The sequence below is a fragment of the Micromonospora sp. NPDC051141 genome (assembly GCF_044455765.1).
Classification (GTDB): domain Bacteria; phylum Actinomycetota; class Actinomycetes; order Mycobacteriales; family Micromonosporaceae; genus Micromonospora.
In genome coordinates this window covers 294,475-312,589 of record NZ_JBITFD010000004.1, presented here as the reverse complement: position 1 = coordinate 312,589, position 18,115 = coordinate 294,475, and the positions used below count along the sequence as shown (strand labels likewise).

Sequence of the window (18,115 nt, the reverse complement as noted above, 5' to 3'; positions counted from 1 at the left end):
TGCCCCCGGCGGCCGGAACCCACGGACGTGGCGGTACCCCCACCGGGGGTGCCGCCACGTGTCGTGTCCGGGAGGATCAGGCGGTGGCGAACGCGGCCCGGCGTCGCGCGTCGACCTCGGCGGCCAGTTCCGGGGCCCGCTCCCGCGCCTTCGGATGGCCGCAGGCGGCCAGCCAGTTCGCCAGCATGAGGTGACCGCCCTCGGTCAGCACCGACTCGGGGTGGAACTGGACGCCCTCGACCGGCAGCGTGCGGTGCCGCATCGCCATCACCACGCCGGAGGCGGTCCAGCCGGTGACCTCCAGTTCGTCGGGGAGCGTCTCGGGCAGCACGGCGAGCGAGTGGTAGCGGGTGGCGGTGAACGGGTCGGGCAGGCCGGCGAGCACGCCGTCGCCGTGGTGGCGCACCTCGGAGGTCTTGCCGTGCAGCAGCTCGGGCGCGCGGGTCACGGTCGCACCGAACGCCGCGCCGATGGCCTGGTGGCCGAGGCAGACGCCGAGGATCGGGAGCCGGCCGGCGTACTCGCGGATGACGTCCAGGCAGATGCCGGCGCGGTCCGGGCGGCCCGGACCGGGCGACAGCAGGACGCCGGCCGCCCCGACCCGGCCCACCTCGGCGACGTCGATCTCGTCGTTGCGGCGGACCTCGCAGTCCGCGCCGAGCTGACCGAGATACTGCACGAGGTTGAAGACGAACGAGTCGTGGTTGTCGATCACCAGGACGCGCATCGGGCTCACCCGCCCGGAGCGGTGGGCGGGGCGTTGTTCGTCTCGGTGCTGTACGGGAGCTCCTCGTCCTGATCGGGCTGCCCGGTCGGGTCGGTCAGGCCGCCGCCAGGGGCGTCGCCGGGCACGCCGGAGTCCTGCGTGACCTGCACGTCGTCGAAGGGCAACAGCGGCTCGGCCCACGGGAAGACGACGAACCAGAGCAGGGCCACGGTGGCGGTGGCCAGCAGCACCGACCCGATCAGCTTGCCGGGCAGGCCCAGGGGCAACTTCCGCCAGATCCACGCGTACACGGTTCAGCCCTCCAGCTCGGCCGGTCGGCCGGTCGACTTGGCCTGGGCCCGGTCGAAGCGGGCGTGGATGATCAGCCGCTGGTAGTTGTCGAACTTGGGGTTGCAGGTGGTCAGCGTGAGCAGCTTCTCGGTGGCCCGGCTGCCCGGCTTGCCCGGCACCGGCGCGACCACCTCGACCTGGGACGGCTTGACGATGCGCTGCTGGTAGACCCGGTAGACCAGCCACTCGCCCTTGGTCTCGACCACGATGGCGTCGCCGGAGGACAGCTCGTCCAGCCGCCAGAACGTGGACCGGATGCGGTGCCCGGCGACGGAGAAGTTGCCCACCTCGCCGGGCATCGCGCTGTCCGGGTAGTGGCCCGGGGCGTACCGGATGTCGTCCGGGGTGACGCCCTCGACCACCACCCAGTGCTTGTCGAGCTTCGGGATGTAGAGGCCGGCGACCGGCTTGCCCTCGGCCGGCGGTTTCGGTTTCGTGCTCGGGCCGGGGGTCGGGCCGACCGTCGGGTCCGCCGCCCACTCCTGGGCGAGCTGACCGGTCAGGTCGTTCTGGTGGGCGTCGACGATGACCGACTTGCCCCAGATCTCGTAGCCGGCGAAGAGGAGCACCACCAGGCCGAACGTGATCAGCAGCTCGCCCGCGCCACGGACCGCCGTGCGCAGGCGGGAGCCGGTGGTGGGCCGCGTCAGCTCGGAGTAGACGCTGCGGTACCCCTCACCGGTCTGTTCCGGTCGGAGCTGCACCACCCGCTCGCCGCGCCGTGGCCGTGGCGGCTCGGCGGGCGGCTCGCCGTCGTCGGCGCCGGGGTCCGGCGCCGGGGGCACCGCGCCCATCAGGCCGGTGGCGTCCAACCGGGGGTCGGTCGGCCGGCGGGTGACGGCGGGCAGCACCGCTGTCGCGCCGGGGTCGGCCGGTGGGACCGGGTCCGGGCCGCGCCCGGTCGGGCCACCCGACCGGGGTACGCCGGCGTGCCGCTCGGGACCACTGGCGTGTCGCTCGGGCGGGCCGGCGTGTCGTTGTGGTGGGCCGGTGTGGTGCCCGGCCGAGGTGGAGCGCCGCTCGGGCCGGTCGACCACCGGTGGGATGAAGTCGGTCGGCCCGTCGCCCGGCGCGGCCGGTCGCACGCCGGCACCCGGCCCTCCGCCGGGACCGGGCACAGCGCCGGCACCGGGCATCCCGCCGGGACGGCGGGCCGGGGCGTGGGAGGTGTCCAGGCCGGCGCGGCGGTCGTAGGGTGCCTCGGCGGACGGGCGGGAGTGCGCTCCCCGACCCGGCTGGTCGAACCGCCGGGGGTCGGTGGGAGCCGTCGGACCGGCGTACCGCCGGCTGTCGACACCGGGCGTCTCCCCGGTTCGGCCGCCGGGCGGTGGTGGAGCGCCGGGCGGTGGGGCGCCGAACCCGTTGCGGACCTCCGGCGACCGCCCCTCGGGGTCGGCGGGCCGGCCGGGTCGGCGGGCCGGCGGGTACGGCTCGGCGCGCGGGGCGGCGGCCGGCGGGCGGGCCGGATTGCCGGGCCAGACCGGCGGGGGGTCGGCGGGGCGGGCGGCCGGCGGGGTGACCGGGCGGGCGGTGGGGCCGCGCCGCGCCGGGGCGGAGTGGGCCGGGCCGTCGTCCGGCCACGGCAGGTCGACCCGGGCCGGGGCGGGCACCGGACGCTCGACCTTCCGGAGGAACGCGGTCGGCTCCTCCGACCCGGTGCGGCAGCGGCGATCGTCGCGTTCCCGGGGTTCGTCGCCGGTCACCGGGGCACCGTCGCCGATTGCAGCGCGGTGGAGTCCTCGAACGCCGGCACCGTCACGGTGGAGGTCTTCTCGCTGTAGCCGAGTTGGTAGTGGTCGGCCACTTCCTTGAACACCCGGACTCCTTCAGACGCGGCGAGCGCCCGCCGGAACTGGGCGGGGTCGCCGATGGCCACGATCTTGAAAGGAGGGGAGTAAACCCGGCCGTGCAGCAGCAGGGTGTTACCGACGCAGCGTACCGCGCTGGTGCTGAGCACGCGGACGTTCATGATTGACATGGCCTCCGCGCCGCCGGCCCACAGCGCGTTCACCACCGCCTGCACGTCGCCCTGGTGCACGACCAGGTCGTCGTTGCTGGCGCCCTTGGGCAGCGGCTGGCCGGGGCCCCAGTCGGCGTCGTTCAGTTCGATCGTGATGCCGGTGCCGGTGAGCGCGGTGAACCCGGCGGCCTGCCGGATCGCGGCGGCCCGGTCCCGCTGCGTCTTCACCGGCCCGTCGGTGCCGGCCAGCGCCTCGGTCTGCTCCTCGACCTCGTCGCGCAGCCGCGCGGCCTTCGCCTCGCTGGCCGCGACCTGCTCGCGGCGGTCCTCGATGAGCTGGGTGAGCTGGGGTCGCCGGTCCTCGCGCAGCGGGGTGCCGCCGGCGGTGGTCGCGGTGGTGGTGAACAGCAGCCCGGCCGCGGCGGCGATCAGCGGCACGCCGATCGACCAGCCGGGGCGGCGCTGGCGTGCCCGCCGGGGCAGCAGACCGGCGACCGCGCGGCGAAGGACCTTCTGCCAGGAGGCGGCGCCGGACGTGTACTCCACCGGGCGTTCCCTTTCCCGTCGTCTCGTTCCGGCCCGCGCCGATGCGAACCGACCTGCTCGACCCGAAAAGTCCGCTCTTTTCGGTAACTCCGTGCACCGGCCCGACCCCATTCGTGGCCTGGACGGTCCGTCGGGACTACGCTAGCTGTCGACACATTATTGGCCATGGACCGTCGCCCCCGCGCCCGGTTGTCAGGCCGGACGAGGTCGTACCCCCCTCTGGAGAGCGTCGTGCCCAAGTCTCAGGTCCGTAAGAAGAAGGTGTACACCCCGCCGACGGACGTCCGTCCGACGGCGACGGCGTCGACGCGCAAGCCTAGCCCGATCTGGCTGCCGGTCACCGCCGTCGCGCTGATCGTGGTGGGCATCGCCTGGCTGGTGGTCTACTACCTTTCCGAGCAGGCCTACCCGGTCGCCTCGTGGGGTTACTGGAACCTCGCGGTGGGCTTCGGCGCGATGGTCTCCTCGCTGATCCTGCTCTCCCGCTGGCGCTGACCGGCTGGTTTCCGCAGCGCTCGCAGCACGCCACGCCGCCCCTGCCCGGCGCCTGGGCGCCGGCCCACCTAAGGTGTCCGCAGGGCGGCGTGGCCGATGCGAGAAGACTCACGTTACTGCTGAGTAACCTTCCGCGTAGGCTGCACTGACAAGCAGCAGACCGGGAGGCCAACTCGATGGGCAGCGTCCAGATCGTCACCACGATCCTCGCGGCCGCCATCACCGCCGTGGCGGTGTGGCTTGCGGTACGCGCGGTCATGAAGATGACGGCCGTCATCCGGCTCGGGCAGCCCGCGCCCGAGCGGTTCGCCGACAAGGGCGCGCGCACCACCAAGATGCTGGTGGAGACCGCCGGCCACACCCGCATGCTCAAGTGGAGTGTGGTCGGGGCCGCCCACTGGTTCGTGATGGTCGGCTTCATCGTGCTGTCGCTGCTGGTGCTGGAGGCCTACTTCGAGGTGGTCTCGACCGGCGGCGGCCTGCCGATCGTCGGGCACTGGACCGTCTTCGGGCTGGTGACCGAGTGGATCGGCATTCTCGGCCTGGTCGGCATCCTGGTGCTGATGGCGATCCGGCTGCGCAACCGGCCCAACCGGCCGGAGAACCGCTCCCGCTTCACCGGCTCGACGATGTGGCAGGGCTACTTCGTCGAGTGGGTCGTGCTGCTGGTCCTGATCTTCGGCTTCGTCATCCGGGGCTTCAAGGTCGCCACCGACCACTTCGAGTACCCGGTCTGGGCCACCCCGCTCAGCCACGCGGTCGGTTCGGTGCTCCCCGACTGGGCGGCCGGCGTCAGCGTGGCCGCCCTCGTCAAGATCGTCATCTCGATGACCTGGCTCATCGTGATCTCGCTGAACGTCACCATGGGTGTCGCCTGGCACCGCTTCCTGGCCTTCCCCAACATCTTCTTCAAGCGCGACCCGCAGAAGGCGGCCGGCTCCGGCCTGGGCCCGCTGCGGCCGATGACGAGCGAGGGCAAGCCGCTCGACTTCGAGGAGGCCGACCCGGAGAAGGACCAGTTCGGCGTCGCCCAGGTCGAGCAGTTCACCTGGAAGGGCCTGCTCGACTTCAGCACCTGCACCGAGTGCGGTCGCTGCCAGTCGCAGTGCCCGGCCTGGAACACCGGCAAGCCGCTGTCGCCGAAGCTGCTGGTGCTGAGCCTGCGCGACCACGCGTACGCCAAGGCGCCCTACCTGCTGGCCGGCGGCGGCAAGGACCTGACCGGCGAGGAGAAGGCCACCGAGGCCCAGCTCGCCCACATGGACGTGCTGGCCCTGGCCGAGGCCGACCGGCCGCTGATCGGCACCGCCGAGGAGGGCGGCGTCATCGACCCGGACGTGCTCTGGTCCTGCACCACCTGCGGCGCCTGCGTCGAGCAGTGCCCGGTGGACATCGAGCACGTCGACCACATCGTCGACATGCGCCGCTACCAGGTGCTCATCGAGTCGAGCTTCCCGTCCGAGGCCGGCGTGATGCTGCGCAACCTGGAGAACAAGGGCAACCCGTGGGGCGCGCCGCAGAACACCCGCGAGGACTGGACCAAGGGCCTGGACTTCGAGGTGCCCCGGGTCGGTGAGGTCGAGGACTTCGAGTACCTCTTCTGGGTCGGCTGCGCCGGCGCGTTCGAGGACCGGGCCAAGAAGACCACCCGCGCCGTCGCCACGCTGCTCCACGAGGCCGGCGTGAGCTTCGCCATCCTCGGCGAGGGCGAGACCTGCTCCGGTGACCCGGCCCGCCGGATCGGCAACGAGTTCGTGTTCCAGATGCTCGCCCAGCAGAACGTGGAGACGCTGAACGAGGCGTTCGACGGCCGGGAGAAGAGCAAGCGGAAGATCGTCGCCACCTGCCCGCACTGCTTCAACACCCTGGGCAACGAGTACGGCCAGCTCGGCGGCGAGTTCGAGGTGGTGCACCACACCCAGTTGCTGGCCCACCTGGTCAGCGCCGGCAAGCTCACGCCGGTGCAGCCGGTCGACGGTGGCGTCACCTACCACGACCCCTGCTACCTGGGCCGGCACAACCGGATCTTCGCCGCGCCCCGCGAGGTGCTCGGCGACTCGATGCAGGGCGAGCTGACCGAGATGCCGCGCAACAGCGAGCGCTCCTTCTGCTGCGGCGCCGGTGGCGCCCGGATGTGGATGGAGGAGAAGATCGGCAAGCGGATCAACGTGGACCGGGTCGAGGAGGCCATGTCCACCGGCGCGAAGACCATCGCGGTCGGCTGCCCGTTCTGCTCGACGATGCTCAACGACGGGGTGAACGGCAAGGGCGCCGGCGAGGACGTCGAGGTGGTCGACGTGGCGAGCGTGCTGCTGCGCTCGGTCAAGCCCGACGCGCCGGCCGGCGAGAAGGAAACCGCGCCGGCGGCCGGCTGAGGCGTACCCCGGCACGAGCCGGACCACGACGGCGGCGGCACCCGGACGGTGCCGCCGCCGTCGGCTCAGCTCGCTGTGGTGACCGCGATGGCGGCCGTGGTGGTGGTCGCGATCATCACCGCCGCCTGCATCTCCTCGATCGCCTTCTTCGTCGCGGCGGAGGCCCAGTCACCGGCGGCGATCTCGGTCAGCCGGGCCTTGACCCGCTCCCTCGGCAGCTCGCGGAAGAGCTTGCGGTCCAGACCGACCGCGCCGGTCAGGGTGAGCAGCGCGGCGGTCCGCGCGTCGACCGGGCCGTCGCCGACCAGCGCGTCCCTCATCCGGTGCCGGGCCGCGGTCTCCGCCGCCGGCTCCGCGCCGGTCGGCGAGGGATAACGGGTACGCGGAAAGACCAGCAGCACCCGGTCGGACTCCCGACGCAACACCCCGGCGTCGACCAGCCCGTCGAGCACCCGGTCCGGCAGCCCCTTGGCCAGCTTGCCGATCCAGTCCTTCGGCGCGCGGGGCCGCCCGTCCCCGACGGTGGCCAGCGCCTCGTCGAGCAGTGGCACGCCGATCGGGGTGGGATCGGTCACCACCAGTCGCTTGTCCGCGACCTCCACCCGGCCGGCCAGCGCCAACTCCAGCAGCACCGCGCCGGCGAGGCCGTAGTCCAGGTGCGGACGGCCGAGCCGGTTCGCGCCGGCGTCGTCGTAGGCGAGCAGGACCAGTTCGTCGGTGAGCAGCAGACCGTTCATATCCGCCACGCTACGGGTGGCGCGCCATCGGCGCCCGCATGCCACAATCACGCCCATCGACGGCCTTTTCGTTCTGACGCTGCTGCCCCTGGTCGGCTTCGTGCTGCTGACCGCAGGCAACGCCTTCTTCGTCGCGGCCGAGTTCGCCCTGGTCACGGTGGACCGGGCGGAGATCGACAGGCGGGCCGGCGAGGGCGATGCCCGGGCCGCCACGGTCCGCCGTGCGCTGCGCGACCTGTCCTTCCAGCTCTCCGGCGCGCAGCTCGGCATCACCATCACCGCGCTGCTCACCGGCTACCTGGCCGAGCCTGCCCTGGCCCGGCTCGTCGCGCCGGTGCTGCGCCCGTTCGGCGGAGCGGACCACCTCTCCGGGCTGCTCGCCCTGGCGCTGGCCACGCTGCTCTCGATGCTCTTCGGTGAGCTGGTGCCGAAGAACCTCGCGCTGGCCCGGCCGATGCCGGCGGCGCTGGCCACCGCCGCGCCGATGCGCGCCTTCTCCCGCACCTTCGGCTGGCTGATCCGGCTGCTCAACGACTCCGCCAACCGGTTGGTCCGCCGGCTCGGCGTGGAGCCGCAGGAGGAACTGGCCAGCGCCCGCTCGCCGGAGGAGCTGGGGCTGCTGGCCGCGATCTCGGCGCGGGCCGGCGCGCTGCCACCGGACACCGCGATGCTGCTGCGGCGCACCATCCGGTTCGGTGACAAGCGGGCCGCCGAGGCGATGACCCCCCGGGTGGACGTGATCGCGTTGCGCGCCACCGCCTCCGTCGCCGAGCTGCTCGATCTGTCCCGGCGGACCGGCCGCACCCGGTTCCCGGTGTACGAGGAGACGCTCGACCTGGTCACCGGTGTCGTCGGGGTGCCCGACGCGCTCGGGGTGCCGCTGGCCCGGCGGGCCGCCACCACCGTCGCCTCGGTCGCCCGGGAACCGGTGTACGTGCCCGAGAGCCTGGACCTGGACGGCGTGCTGGCCGCGCTGAAGGACGCCGACGCGGACCTGGCCATCGTGGTCGACGAGTACGGCGGCACGGACGGCGTGGTGACCGTGGAGGACCTGGTCGAGGAGCTGGTCGGGGAGATCGCCGACGAGTTCGACCCGGCTGCGGTGGACGACCTCGGGCCGGTGGAGCTGACCGTGCCGGGCGGGGAACGGACCGTCCTGGTCGACGGCCTGCTGCGCGCCGACGAGCTGGTCGAGCAGACCGGTTTCCGGCTGCCCGAGGGGCCGTACGAGACGTTGGGCGGGTTCCTGATGGCCCGCCTCGGGCACATCCCGGTCGCCTGCGAGACGGTCGACGAGGCGGGCTACGAGTTCACCGTGGTGGAGGTGGACCGGCACCGGATCGAGCAGGTCCGCGTGTTGCGTCCCGAGGAGCCCGAAGACGGTGCCTGAGCTGCTGGTGGCCCTGGTGTTGTTGCTCGGCAACGCCTTCTTCGTGGGCAGCGAGTTCGCGTTGATCGCGTCCCGCCGGACGGTGATCGAACCGCTTACGGCGACGTCGAAGCGGGCCCGCTGGGCGCTGTCCGCGATGAACCAGATCCCGCTGATGATCGCCGGCGCGCAGCTCGGCATCACGGTCTGCTCGCTCGGCCTGGGCGCGATCGCCGAGCCGGCGCTGGCGCACCTGCTGGAGGTGCCCTTCACCGCGGTCGGGCTGCCCGCCTCGGCGGTGCACCCGGTGGCGTTCGTGATCGCGCTGGCCGTGGTGGTGTTCCTGCACACCGTGGTCGGCGAGATGGTGCCGAAGAACATTACGCTGGCCGGCCCGGAGCCGTCGGCGCTCTGGCTCGGTCCGGCCATGCTCGCGTTCTGCCTGGCCACGAAGCCGCTGCTGCTGGCGATGAAGTGGTCGGCCCGGCAGGTGCTGCGGTGGTGGCGGGTGGAGGCGACGGACGCGGTGAAGACCGTGTTCACCGCCGAGGAGTTGGCCGGGCTGGTCTCCCAGGCCCGCACCGAGGGGTTGCTGGACGCCGAGGAGCACGCCCGGATCACCGGCGCGCTCGCCCTGCACAGCCGTACCGCCGCGGACGCGTTGCAGCCGTGGTCGACGGTGACCACGGTGGCGGAGGACGTCTCACCGGCCTCGCTGGAGGTGCTGGCGACCCGTACCGGCCGGTCCCGGTTCCCGGTGGTGCAGCGGGCCACCCGCCGGGTGCTCGGCTTCGTGCACGTCAAGGACGTGCTCGGGTACGCCGGCGCGAGCCGACGGGACCCGGTGCCGGCCGAGGTCTACCGGCCGCTGGCGGTGGTGCCGCCGGACCGTACGCTCGCCGATCTGCTGCTGGCGATGCGGCGCGAGCGCCGGCACATGGTGCTGGTCAGCGACGGTCGACGGCCCCTCGGTGTGGTGACGCTCGACGACGTATTGACGGCCATCGTCGGCACGTGAATGAATACCCTTGGTGTGCAAGCGATTGCGGAAGCGTGATTGAACAGGCGACCGCCTTGATTCCACCCCGGTGCCTTCCCTAATGTGATGCACCGACCGCCGTGGGTCGTCCGCCTCGATCTTCCCTCTCGCGAGGCGCCCGCCGGTCGGTTGCAAAGGAGTCCGTGCCGGTGGCAACCATGCCCCCTCAACGTCACGTCCCGAGCGCTCCCTCCGGCCGGCCGGCCGGGGTCCACCGGGTGGTACGCCGTCTCCTCACCCTGGTCGCGGCCGTCGCGGTCGGCGCCGGGATGCTGGCGGCCCCGGCGCACGCGGCGCCCTCGGTGGACGAGATCGACGCGCAGATCGACAAGCAGTGGGAGCAGCTCGAACCCACGATCGAGCAGTACAACAAGGTCAGCGCCCAGCTCAAGGCCGACCAGAAGAAGTCGGTCGAGCTGAAGAAGAAGATGGTCCCGCTGGAGCTGGCCTCGACGCTGGCGATGAACAAGGTCGGCGACATCGCCTCCCGCTACTACATGCGCGGCCCGTCCCAGGAGATGGGCGCGCTGCTGGTGAGCACCAAGCCGGGGACGCTGGCCGAACAGCTCGTCATGCTGGACCGGATCGCCGACGACCAGCGCCGGCAGATCGCCGGTGTGCTCGCGGCCCGCGACAAGTACAACGCGCAGAAGCAGAAGCTGGACGCGTTGATCGCCACCGAGGTCAAGCGGAAGAACGACCTGGCGGCGAAGAAGAAGCAGATCGACTCCGAGATCAAGCGGCTGACCGGGATGCTGCCGGTGACCTCGATCCGCCCGGAGGGCTGCCCCTCGATCGACGGGGTGGTGAGCAGCGCCGCGCGGACCGCGATCAAGACGGCGTGCGCCCAGGTCGGCGACCCGTACGTGTGGGGCGCGACCGGCCCGAACTCGTTCGACTGCTCCGGCCTCACGCAGTACGCGTACAAGGCGGCGGGCATCTCGCTGACCCACTTCACCGGCGCCCAGTGGAACGAGGGCCGGAAGATCTCGGCGAGCGAGGCCCGCCCCGGTGACCTGGTCTTCTTCTTCAGTGACCTGCACCATGTCGGGCTCTACCTGGGCAACGGCCTGATGGTGCACGCGCCACGGACCGGCAAACCCGTCCAGGTGGCCAAGGTGCAGTACATGCCGGTCGCGGGTTACCGCCGACCGTACTGACCCGCGTCACGGCGAAGGCCCCCGGTCCTCATCGGACCGGGGGCCTTCCTCCGTCTGGTGGGCCGTCAGCGCGGCGCGCCGAGCGGCGACGGCAGGATCAGCACGTCGTCGAGGTTCACGAACATGATCCGGTGGCCGAACTGGACCTGCACGTAGCGGTTCTCGCCACGGACCACGGTGCGGTCACCGGGGGCGGAGCCGTCGTAGGAGACCGCCCGGTAGTACTCGCCCGGCAGCACACCGCCGACCGCGTACCGCTGGCCGGCCGCGAACGTGTACTGGAGCGGGGAGATGGCCTGGTACGGGATGGTCTCCGGGTAGGCGGCCTGCTCCGGGTAGGCGCGGCCGTACACCGGGATGGTGGCCTTGCCGGGGCGCGGCGTCACCACGAAGCCGGTGGCCCACTTCGCGGTGGGCGCGGTGGCCGGGTTGTGGAACCACGCCTTCTGGCCGAGGTACCAGATCGCGGTCCAGTCGCCCTGCCGGCCGGCCACCGCGTACGTCTGGCCGGCGGAGGCGCGGGCGCCGTGGTCGGAGATGTACATCGTGTCCGGCGTGCCGTCCGGGCGCAGCCCGAGGTCGTTGACCAGCGGGGCGTCCGCGCTCGGCGCGGTCCGCAGCACCACCGCCGAGGAGCCGCGCGACGGGCAGGTCTCGGCCGGCGGGGTGGGCGTGGGGACGCCCGGCGGCTGCTGGTTGCAGCCGACGAACGCGGGCCGGTTGGTGGCGAAGTCCGGGTCGATGGTGACCAGCCCGGTACGCGACGTGCCGGTGGTCCGGAACGGCGCCTTCATCAGGTCGAAGTAGTGCGACCAGTCCCAGTAGGGGCCCGGGTCCCAGTGCATGCCCCGCACGTTGGCGGCGGTGATGCCGGGCACGTTGTCGTGGCCGATGATGTGCTGCCGGTCCATCGGGATGCCGAACTTCTGCGCCAGGTAGCGGACCAGCTTGGCCGAGCTGCGGTACATCGCCTCGGTGTACCAGGTGCCCTGCCCGGCGAAGCCCTCGTGCTCCAGACCGATGGACTTGGCGTTGACGTACCAGTTGCCGGCGTGCCAGCCGACGTCCTTGGCCTTGATGTGCTGCGCGACGTAGCCGTCCACCGACCGCAGCGTGTAGTGCCAGCCCAGGTAGTCGGCACGCTTCACCAGGTCGACGCTGGGGGCGAAGTAGCCCTCGGTGTCGTGGATGACGATGTATTCGATCTTCTGCTGCTTCGGCCGGTCGCCCAGGTCGTGGTTGCCGTAGTCACCCGGGTCGGCGCTGAGCTGCTCGTAGGGGGCGGGAATCCACTCGCAGGCCAGCCGCACCGGGCACTCCAGCCCGTCCGGCCGCGCGGCGTGACGCAGGCCGAGCCGGGCCAGCCCGGCCCGGTCCGGCTGCGCGGCGGTGGCGGCCAGCGTGACCCGTTGCCCGTCGTCGGTGGTCCGGGTCGCGCCCTGGCCGAGTTGGTCGTAGACCTCGTCGGCGAAGGCCGCCGCCGCGTCTGACGTGTCCGCGCCGGAGTAGCGGGCCACCGCGCCGTACCAGGCCGCGACGTCGCTGCCGGCGCCGACCGGCCCACCCAGTGCCTTCTGGTACGACGCCAGCAGCGCCGCGCCACCGCGGATGTTCGCGGCCGGGTCGGTGCGCAGCGTCTGCGCGTCCAGCCCGGTGAGCGTGGCGGCGGCGTCGAGCGTCTGGAGCGAGGCGGTCGGCAGCGGCGTCTCCCGAGTCGGCGCGGCGGCGGTGCCCGGGTCGAGCCGGAGCGGGCGGCTGTCGTCGCCGCGCGGGTCCTCGTCCTCGTCGACGTGCGCGCTGCCCGGCGTGGCCAGCACGTGCGCGGCGTCGGTCAGGTGCATCGGGCCGTAGCCGCCGCTGGTGCTGGGCTGGCCCGGGTGGGTGTCCCACCTCGACTCCAGGTAGGAGACACCGAGCAGCACGTTCTGCGGTACGCCGTACTCGGCCGCCGCGGCAGCGTACTGCTGCTGGCGGTCGCCGGTGGGCTGGGCCGCCTGCGGCGCGGCGCTCACCGGGCCGGTGGTGGCCAGGGCGGTGGCCGTCGCCACGGCGGCGGCGAGCAGGATCCGTCTGCTCGACGGCGGGGCTGAGAGGTGCATCGAACCTCCTGGACAGGGATGGGGGTCACTGCGTTCCACCCTCACTCCGCCCACCCACGGGGGTCAATACCTTTCCAGGCAGTAATCCGATATGAAGGAAATCTTCATTCGCGTTCGTGTGGCGCATCCGGTACGGAGTGTCACGGCCGTTCGGGTTGCGGATCGATAACGGGAATCCTTACTCTGGTCAATCGTCGGCCGCAAGTTTCACCGTCCAACCCGGTCGGTGACGGCCCGACACCGCCGAGTCGCCCACGGGCGAACCGGGGACCCAGGTTCCTGGGGTGAATCCGCAGCCACTGCGGTAGGGCGCCTCCCTTCCCGCCCGAACCCGTCAGCTAACCCGGTAGGCGGTCAGGCAGAAGGAGTACGGACGCCCGGTGGCCCACCATGCCCCGCGGCCGACGTCGAGCCGGTCGGTCGACCGGTCCGCCGCCGTGCCGCGTTTCCGCTGGTCCCGCTTCACCACCACACTCGCCGCCCTGGTCGGCGCCGCGGTCGTCCTGACCGGTGGCGCGACGGCGGCGCACGCGGAACCCTCGGTCGCCGAGATCGAGGCCCAGATCGACCGCGACTGGAACAAGCTCGAACCCGTCATCGAACAGGTCAACGCCGTCCGCGGGCAGCTCGCGGTGCGCCGCAAGCAGGCCGACGCGCTCGGGAAGCAGATCGCCCCGCTCCAGGCCCGGGTGGACGCCGCGCTCGGCCGGGTCGGCGGGCTCGCCGCCGACGCGTACAAGGGCGACAACCTCTCCACGGTCAACGCGCTGCTGGGCAGCCGTTCGCCGAGTGAGCTGGTCACCGGCCTGGAAATGCTGGACCGCTTCGCGCACCACCAGCAGGAGCAGGTTCGCGACATCGCCGCGCTGCGCGACGAACTGGCGGCGAAGAAGAAGCCGCTGGACGCGATGGTCGCCGACCTGAGCCGCACCGAGGCCCAGCTCGCGGCGAAGAAGAAGCAGATCGACGCCGAGATCGCCAAGCTCCAGAAGCTGCGGCTCAAGGTGTACGGCAACGGTGGCGGCGGCCCGCTGCGCCCGGCCCCCTGTCCCGCCGGATACCCGGGCGGCGCGGCCGGGGTGGCGGTCAAGTTCGCCTGCGCCCAGATCGGCAAGATCTACGTGTGGGGCGCGGCCGGCCCGGACCACTTCGACTGCTCGGGCCTGACCATGGCCGCTTGGGCGAAGGCCGGGGTCTCGCTGCCGCACAACGCCCGCCAGCAGCACGACGTGACGAAGCGGGTCAGCCGCGCCGAGCTGCGCGCCGGTGACCTGGTCTTCTACTACGGCGACCTGCACCACGTGGGCATGTACGTCGGGGACGGCTGGGTGGTGCACGCCTCCCAGTCCGGCAAGCCCATCACCATGAAGCGCGTCGATGACGGCGACATCAACAGCTACGGCCGCCCCGGCTGAGGTGCAAGGAGGGGCCCCCTGTTAACGCATTCCGCATAACAGGGGGCCCCGCTCAACAACCGCGCTCGGCGTCAGCGGGTCGGCCAGGTGCGCCAGCTCTGCCAGGACCGGCTCGGCGTCGGGCCGCGTTGGCCCTGGTAGCGCGAGCCGTAGACGGCCGAGCCGTACGGGTGCTCGGCCGGCGACGAGAGCCGGAAGATGCAGAGCTGGCCGATCTTCATGCCCGGCCAGAGCGTGATCGGCAGGTTCGCCACGTTGGACAGCTCCAGCGTGACGTGGCCGGAGAAGCCCGGGTCGATGAAGCCGGCCGTGGAGTGGGTGAGCAGACCGAGCCGCCCCAGGCTCGACTTGCCCTCCAGCCGACCGGCCAGCTCCTCGCCCAGTGAGATCACCTCCAGCGTGGAGGCGAGCACGAACTCGCCCGGGTGCAGCACGAACGGCTGCCCTTCCGGAACCTCCACCATCGACGTCAGGTCGTCCTGCTGCACCGACGGGTCGATGTGCGTGTAGAGGTGGTTGTTGAAGACCCGGAACAGCCGGTCCAGGCGTACGTCGATGCTGGACGGCTGCACCAGCGTGGGCTCGAAGGGCTCCAGCGCGAGCGTGCCCGCCTTGATCTCGGAGACCAGGTCGCGGTCGGAGAGCAGCATCGGAACACTCTAGCGACAGACGGTGGTAACCAGCGTGTCGGACTACTTCTTCGTACACGTGTTCGATAGACTGTCGGCATGGCTTCCTGGTCCGAATTCGCCGCCGACGAACCCCGACTCGCGGCCGAGATCCGCCTTCTGATGCAGCAGTACGGGCCGGGCTTCGGCTACCTCGCCACGGTCCGCGCCGACGGTGGCCCACGGGTGCACCCGGTCTCGCCGCTGATCACCGACGACGGGCTCTGGTGTTTCGTCATCGACTCGCCGAAGCGTCGCGACCTCGAACGCGACGGCCGCTACGCGTTGCACTCCTTCCCGCCGGAGGAGAGCGACGACGAGGCATACCTGGCCGGTCGGGCCCGCCCGGTGACGGATCGGGCGACGGTCGACCGACTGTCCCTGATCGGCCGGGCGGCGCCGCAGGGTGACTGGCGCCTGTTCGAGTTCTCCGTCGACGTGGCGATGCTGACCCGCCGTGACCCGGTCACCCAGATCGGCGCCGGCCGCCCGGAGATGCGGCTCTGGCTGGACCCGGGGGAGGCCACACCCGCGTCCGCCACCCCGGCGTCGCCACCCCCGGCCGCGGCCCGGCGTGACGTGCTCGTGCCGGACGGCCGCCGTGGCCGGCACGGCTTCGACACCCGCCGGCCGGCCGCCTGACCAGGCCCGGAAAACGCCGATGCCGGCCCTGTCCGTGGACGGGGCCGGCACCGGTCGGTACGTGGTGCGGTGGCGATCAGGCCGCGCGGTAGGCGTTCCACGCGGTCAGCATGCGGCTCGCCTGGCCGGCGGTGAACTGGTACATGCAGGAGTCGTACGTGTAGTCCATGAAGTTGGTGATCGGGTCCTTGCCGGTCGTGGAGCAGGTGTCCCGACCGGTCGGGCACTCGTACGCCGGGGAGGCCTCGGCCGGGGTGTCGGAGACGCTGTCACCCGAGCCCGAGCAGCCGCCCTGGAAGGTGTGGTAGAGGTTCAGCCAGTGGCCGATCTCGTGGGTGCCGGTGTCGCCCTGGTTGTAGTTGGTCGCCGTGCCGCCGGGCAGCGACTCGCCGAGCACGACCACGCCGTCCATCTTGTCCAGCGTCCGCTTCGGGAAGGTCGCCCAGCCCAGCAGGCCGTCGCTGAGCTCACCGAGGTACATGTTCAGCGTGTTCTTGCCGCCGGTGCGCAGCGAGGTCTTCATCGACCGCTCCGCCGAGGAGCCCTGCACGATCGGGTACCACGACGGGTTGGTCACCCGGTTGATCTTCGAGAGCTGGAAGCTGAACGCGGTGGCAGCGCCGCCGGTGGAGCCCGCGTACGCCTGGTTGAGCACGCTGATCTGCTGGGTGATCAGCGAGTCCGGGATGTTGCCGCCGGCGCGGGTGCTGTTCTCCTGGATGACGTGCACGACGACCGGGATGGTCACGGTCGCCAGCGGGGTGACGGCGCCGGTCCGGAAGTTGGCCCGCTCGCGCTGCGCGGCGGCGAGGTCGGCCTCGCGGTCGCGAACCTGCTTGGCGGTCAGGTGGTTGGGGTCGAGCTTGGCGTGGCCGCCCTTGGCGACACGGGCGTCGGCGTGGGCGTCGGCCGGCTCGGCGCACACGCCGGCCGGGGCGGCCGAGAAGGCCGAAGCAGCGGGGACGACGCCGACCGCGGCGGTGCTGAGCAGCAGCGCGAGGGTCGACGTCGCGACACCGGCGGTACGCCGGGTCAGCAGGTTGGGACGGAGTCCCATGGGCCCACCTCTTTCTGACGGCGTGGCAGGGGGTGTGTCACGCCGAGTCGGAAACGTGTGGCAGACGTTACATCCCATCGAGGGATTTGAGAACGGCCATATGTTGCCGGCGTGCAACATCCCTTGATCAACTCGGCCGGGCCGCGTGGCGGGGGTACCTGGGTGCACGGGGGTGGTGACCTCAGGTACAGTGGTGCCGCTCGCGGGTGTAGTTCAATGGCAGAACATCAGCTTCCCAAGCTGACAGTGCGGGTTCGATTCCCGTCACCCGCTCCACGCACGGAAGCCCTGGTCAGGACCGATGGTCCCGCCAGGGCTTCCGCGTCTCCAGAGGTGCCGGGACGGCCGACGGGCCATCAACGGGCCATCAGATCGCCTCAGGCGGCCGGTACGGCACCCTCGGTGGCCTTCGGCTCGCGCCCGCTCGGCACGCAGGATCGACATAGATGTCGATCGGATCGTGTGGGCGGTACGCCCAGCCGACTTACCGACGCATGCCCCGTTGGCAGAGTAGGGGGGTGGATGAAGATCCGTTCAAGGACTACTGGGGATCGTGGGACGACACCTACAACCGGTTGCGCCTCGCGCTCGACGCCAGGCCCATGGTGGATCGGCACCGCCTCCCCGTCCCGGCGGGGCTGAATGCCGACTGGTTCGAAAGCGTCGGCGACCACCTCATCACGGCCGACTACTTTCTGCAGTGCGACGGCCCTCTGGACCCCTGGCAGAAGATCGATCCCGCCTTCAGGCGGAGCGCCGGCCGAACCCTGGCCATCTCGCACACGTGGAGCTTCCGCGAACATCCCGACCAGTGGCCGGCCGAGATCGACAAGAGCGGCGTCGTGGTCTATCCACAGCTCTACTTCCTCCAGACGCTTGCCCATGCGAACCCGGACTGCGTCTTCTTCTACGACTACTGCAGTCTCCCGCAGCCGAACCGCACCCCCGAGGAAGAAGCCATCTTCATCAGGGGCCTCCGCGACACCGCCCGGCTGTATTCGTCCTGCCAGGTGGTGCAGTTCGCGACCGACGACATCTACTTCGAACGGGCCTGGTGTCTGCTGGAGACGTTCTGCCACCTGTTCTCGAAGAACGACCGCGTGCTCGCGGTCGTGTCGTTCGACAACGCCGCCTTCGTCACCTACCTCTGTCAACTCATCGAAGGCGCGAAGTACGCCGAGGAGAACGATTCCTCGTTCAGCGGCTGGCGGGAACGGCTGACCGGCATGGTGCGCGACGGCAAGGTCACGGTGCCGCGGGACAAGGAATTCGTGCTGGAGATGATGGCATCGCTCGATCTCGGCGACTACACCGGGATCGACACCACGGACCGTGGCTGCATTGACTGGATCAACCCGCGCGGCGTGATGCGACTGTTCGGCCTCAACATCACATGAGCGAGTGATCTCGGCGTCCGTCACGCCAGGCAACCCGCCCGGCAGGTGCGACGGCCCGGCATAGAAGAGAGCCCCGGCCTGCACCTTCGACGCTGCGGG

16 protein-coding genes, 1 tRNA gene and 1 riboswitch are annotated in these 18,115 nt (G+C 71.5%); of the genes, 9 read left to right on the top strand and 8 right to left on the bottom strand.

Annotated elements, in window-relative coordinates; all coding sequences use genetic code 11:
• Positions 1–76: 76 nt before the first annotated feature.
• Genes ACIA6B_RS09780 through ACIA6B_RS09765 form a run of 4 tightly spaced genes read right to left on the bottom strand, consistent with a single transcriptional unit; the run spans position 77 to position 3,563 of the window.
• Positions 77–727, bottom strand: a complete 651-nt coding sequence (locus ACIA6B_RS09780) for an aminodeoxychorismate/anthranilate synthase component II (RefSeq protein WP_396772341.1) — start codon at positions 725–727, stop codon at positions 77–79.
• A gap of 5 nt (positions 728–732) precedes the next feature.
• Positions 733–1,017 (bottom strand): hypothetical protein, encoded by a 285-nt coding sequence (locus ACIA6B_RS09775; RefSeq protein ID WP_281933744.1) that lies wholly within the window; start codon positions 1,015–1,017, stop codon positions 733–735.
• Positions 1,018–1,020: 3 nt separating this feature from the next.
• Entirely contained in the window at positions 1,021–2,760 is a 1,740-nt protein-coding gene (locus ACIA6B_RS09770; RefSeq protein ID WP_396772340.1) for a class E sortase, read from the bottom strand.
• Positions 2,757–3,563: a DUF881 domain-containing protein gene (locus ACIA6B_RS09765; protein WP_396772338.1), complete on the bottom strand. Its 807-nt coding sequence runs from the start codon at positions 3,561–3,563 to the stop codon at positions 2,757–2,759. Before ACIA6B_RS09765 ends, ACIA6B_RS09770 begins: the two co-directional genes overlap by 4 nt.
• Positions 3,564–3,794: 231 nt before the next feature.
• Between ACIA6B_RS09765 and ACIA6B_RS09760 the strand changes: the two genes are divergently transcribed.
• Both ACIA6B_RS09760 and ACIA6B_RS09755 read left to right on the top strand, forming a co-directional pair.
• A complete protein-coding gene (locus ACIA6B_RS09760) occupies positions 3,795–4,058 on the top strand; it encodes a cell division protein CrgA (RefSeq protein WP_281933739.1) in 264 nt (87 codons plus the stop codon).
• 176 nt (positions 4,059–4,234) lie between these two features.
• Entirely contained in the window at positions 4,235–6,433 is a 2,199-nt protein-coding gene (locus tag ACIA6B_RS09755) for a (Fe-S)-binding protein (protein WP_396772337.1), read from the top strand.
• A gap of 65 nt (positions 6,434–6,498) precedes the next feature.
• Here ACIA6B_RS09755 and ACIA6B_RS09750 read toward each other — a convergent pair whose 3' ends face one another.
• On the bottom strand, positions 6,499–7,170 hold the full coding sequence (locus tag ACIA6B_RS09750; RefSeq protein WP_396772336.1) for a GPP34 family phosphoprotein: 672 nt from the start codon (positions 7,168–7,170) through the stop codon (positions 6,499–6,501).
• Between the two features lie 82 nt (positions 7,171–7,252).
• On the opposite strand from ACIA6B_RS09750, the gene ACIA6B_RS09745 reads away from it, so the two are divergent.
• The 3 genes from ACIA6B_RS09745 to ACIA6B_RS09735 all read left to right on the top strand — a co-directional run bounded on the left by ACIA6B_RS09745 (position 7,253) and on the right by ACIA6B_RS09735 (position 10,738).
• Positions 7,253–8,560 (top strand): hemolysin family protein, encoded by a 1,308-nt coding sequence (locus ACIA6B_RS09745; protein ID WP_396772567.1) that lies wholly within the window; start codon positions 7,253–7,255, stop codon positions 8,558–8,560.
• The gene (locus tag ACIA6B_RS09740; RefSeq protein WP_396772335.1) at positions 8,553–9,557 is read left to right on the top strand and encodes a hemolysin family protein; all 1,005 of its coding nucleotides are present in this window, start codon (positions 8,553–8,555) and stop codon (positions 9,555–9,557) included. The genes ACIA6B_RS09745 and ACIA6B_RS09740 overlap by 8 nt, the downstream gene beginning before the upstream one ends.
• Positions 9,558–9,727: 170 nt before the next feature.
• A complete protein-coding gene (locus tag ACIA6B_RS09735) occupies positions 9,728–10,738 on the top strand; it encodes an NlpC/P60 family protein (RefSeq protein WP_396772333.1) in 1,011 nt (336 codons plus the stop codon).
• Positions 10,739–10,803: 65 nt separating this feature from the next.
• On the opposite strand, the gene ACIA6B_RS09730 is transcribed toward ACIA6B_RS09735, so the two are convergent.
• Positions 10,804–12,837, bottom strand: coding sequence for an N-acetylmuramoyl-L-alanine amidase (locus ACIA6B_RS09730; RefSeq protein ID WP_396772332.1), 2,034 nt, complete (start codon positions 12,835–12,837; stop codon positions 10,804–10,806).
• Between the two features lie 231 nt (positions 12,838–13,068).
• A riboswitch (cyclic di-AMP (ydaO/yuaA leader) is annotated at positions 13,069–13,204 on the top strand.
• 13 nt (positions 13,205–13,217) lie between these two features.
• Here ACIA6B_RS09730 and ACIA6B_RS09725 point away from each other — a divergent pair.
• Positions 13,218–14,252: an NlpC/P60 family protein gene (locus ACIA6B_RS09725; protein ID WP_396772331.1), complete on the top strand. Its 1,035-nt coding sequence runs from the start codon at positions 13,218–13,220 to the stop codon at positions 14,250–14,252.
• 71 nt (positions 14,253–14,323) lie between these two features.
• On the opposite strand, the gene dcd is transcribed toward ACIA6B_RS09725, so the two are convergent.
• The gene (dcd, locus tag ACIA6B_RS09720) at positions 14,324–14,902 is read right to left on the bottom strand and encodes a dCTP deaminase (protein WP_278108718.1); all 579 of its coding nucleotides are present in this window, start codon (positions 14,900–14,902) and stop codon (positions 14,324–14,326) included.
• A gap of 78 nt (positions 14,903–14,980) precedes the next feature.
• Between dcd and ACIA6B_RS09715 the strand changes: the two genes are divergently transcribed.
• A complete protein-coding gene (locus tag ACIA6B_RS09715) occupies positions 14,981–15,562 on the top strand; it encodes a pyridoxamine 5'-phosphate oxidase family protein (protein WP_396772330.1) in 582 nt (193 codons plus the stop codon).
• A gap of 76 nt (positions 15,563–15,638) precedes the next feature.
• On the opposite strand, the gene ACIA6B_RS09710 is transcribed toward ACIA6B_RS09715, so the two are convergent.
• Positions 15,639–16,619 carry a zinc metalloprotease gene (locus ACIA6B_RS09710; RefSeq protein ID WP_396772329.1) on the bottom strand — a complete coding sequence of 327 codons (981 nt, stop codon included), beginning with the start codon at positions 16,617–16,619 and terminating at the stop codon, positions 15,639–15,641.
• 202 nt (positions 16,620–16,821) lie between these two features.
• Between ACIA6B_RS09710 and ACIA6B_RS09705 the strand changes: the two genes are divergently transcribed.
• Positions 16,822–16,895: transfer RNA gene (locus ACIA6B_RS09705), tRNA-Gly, on the top strand.
• Between the two features lie 242 nt (positions 16,896–17,137).
• Complete coding sequence (locus ACIA6B_RS09700; RefSeq protein ID WP_396772328.1) at positions 17,138–18,016, top strand: hypothetical protein; 879 nt, start codon at positions 17,138–17,140, stop codon at positions 18,014–18,016.
• Positions 18,017–18,115 lie beyond the last annotated feature (99 nt).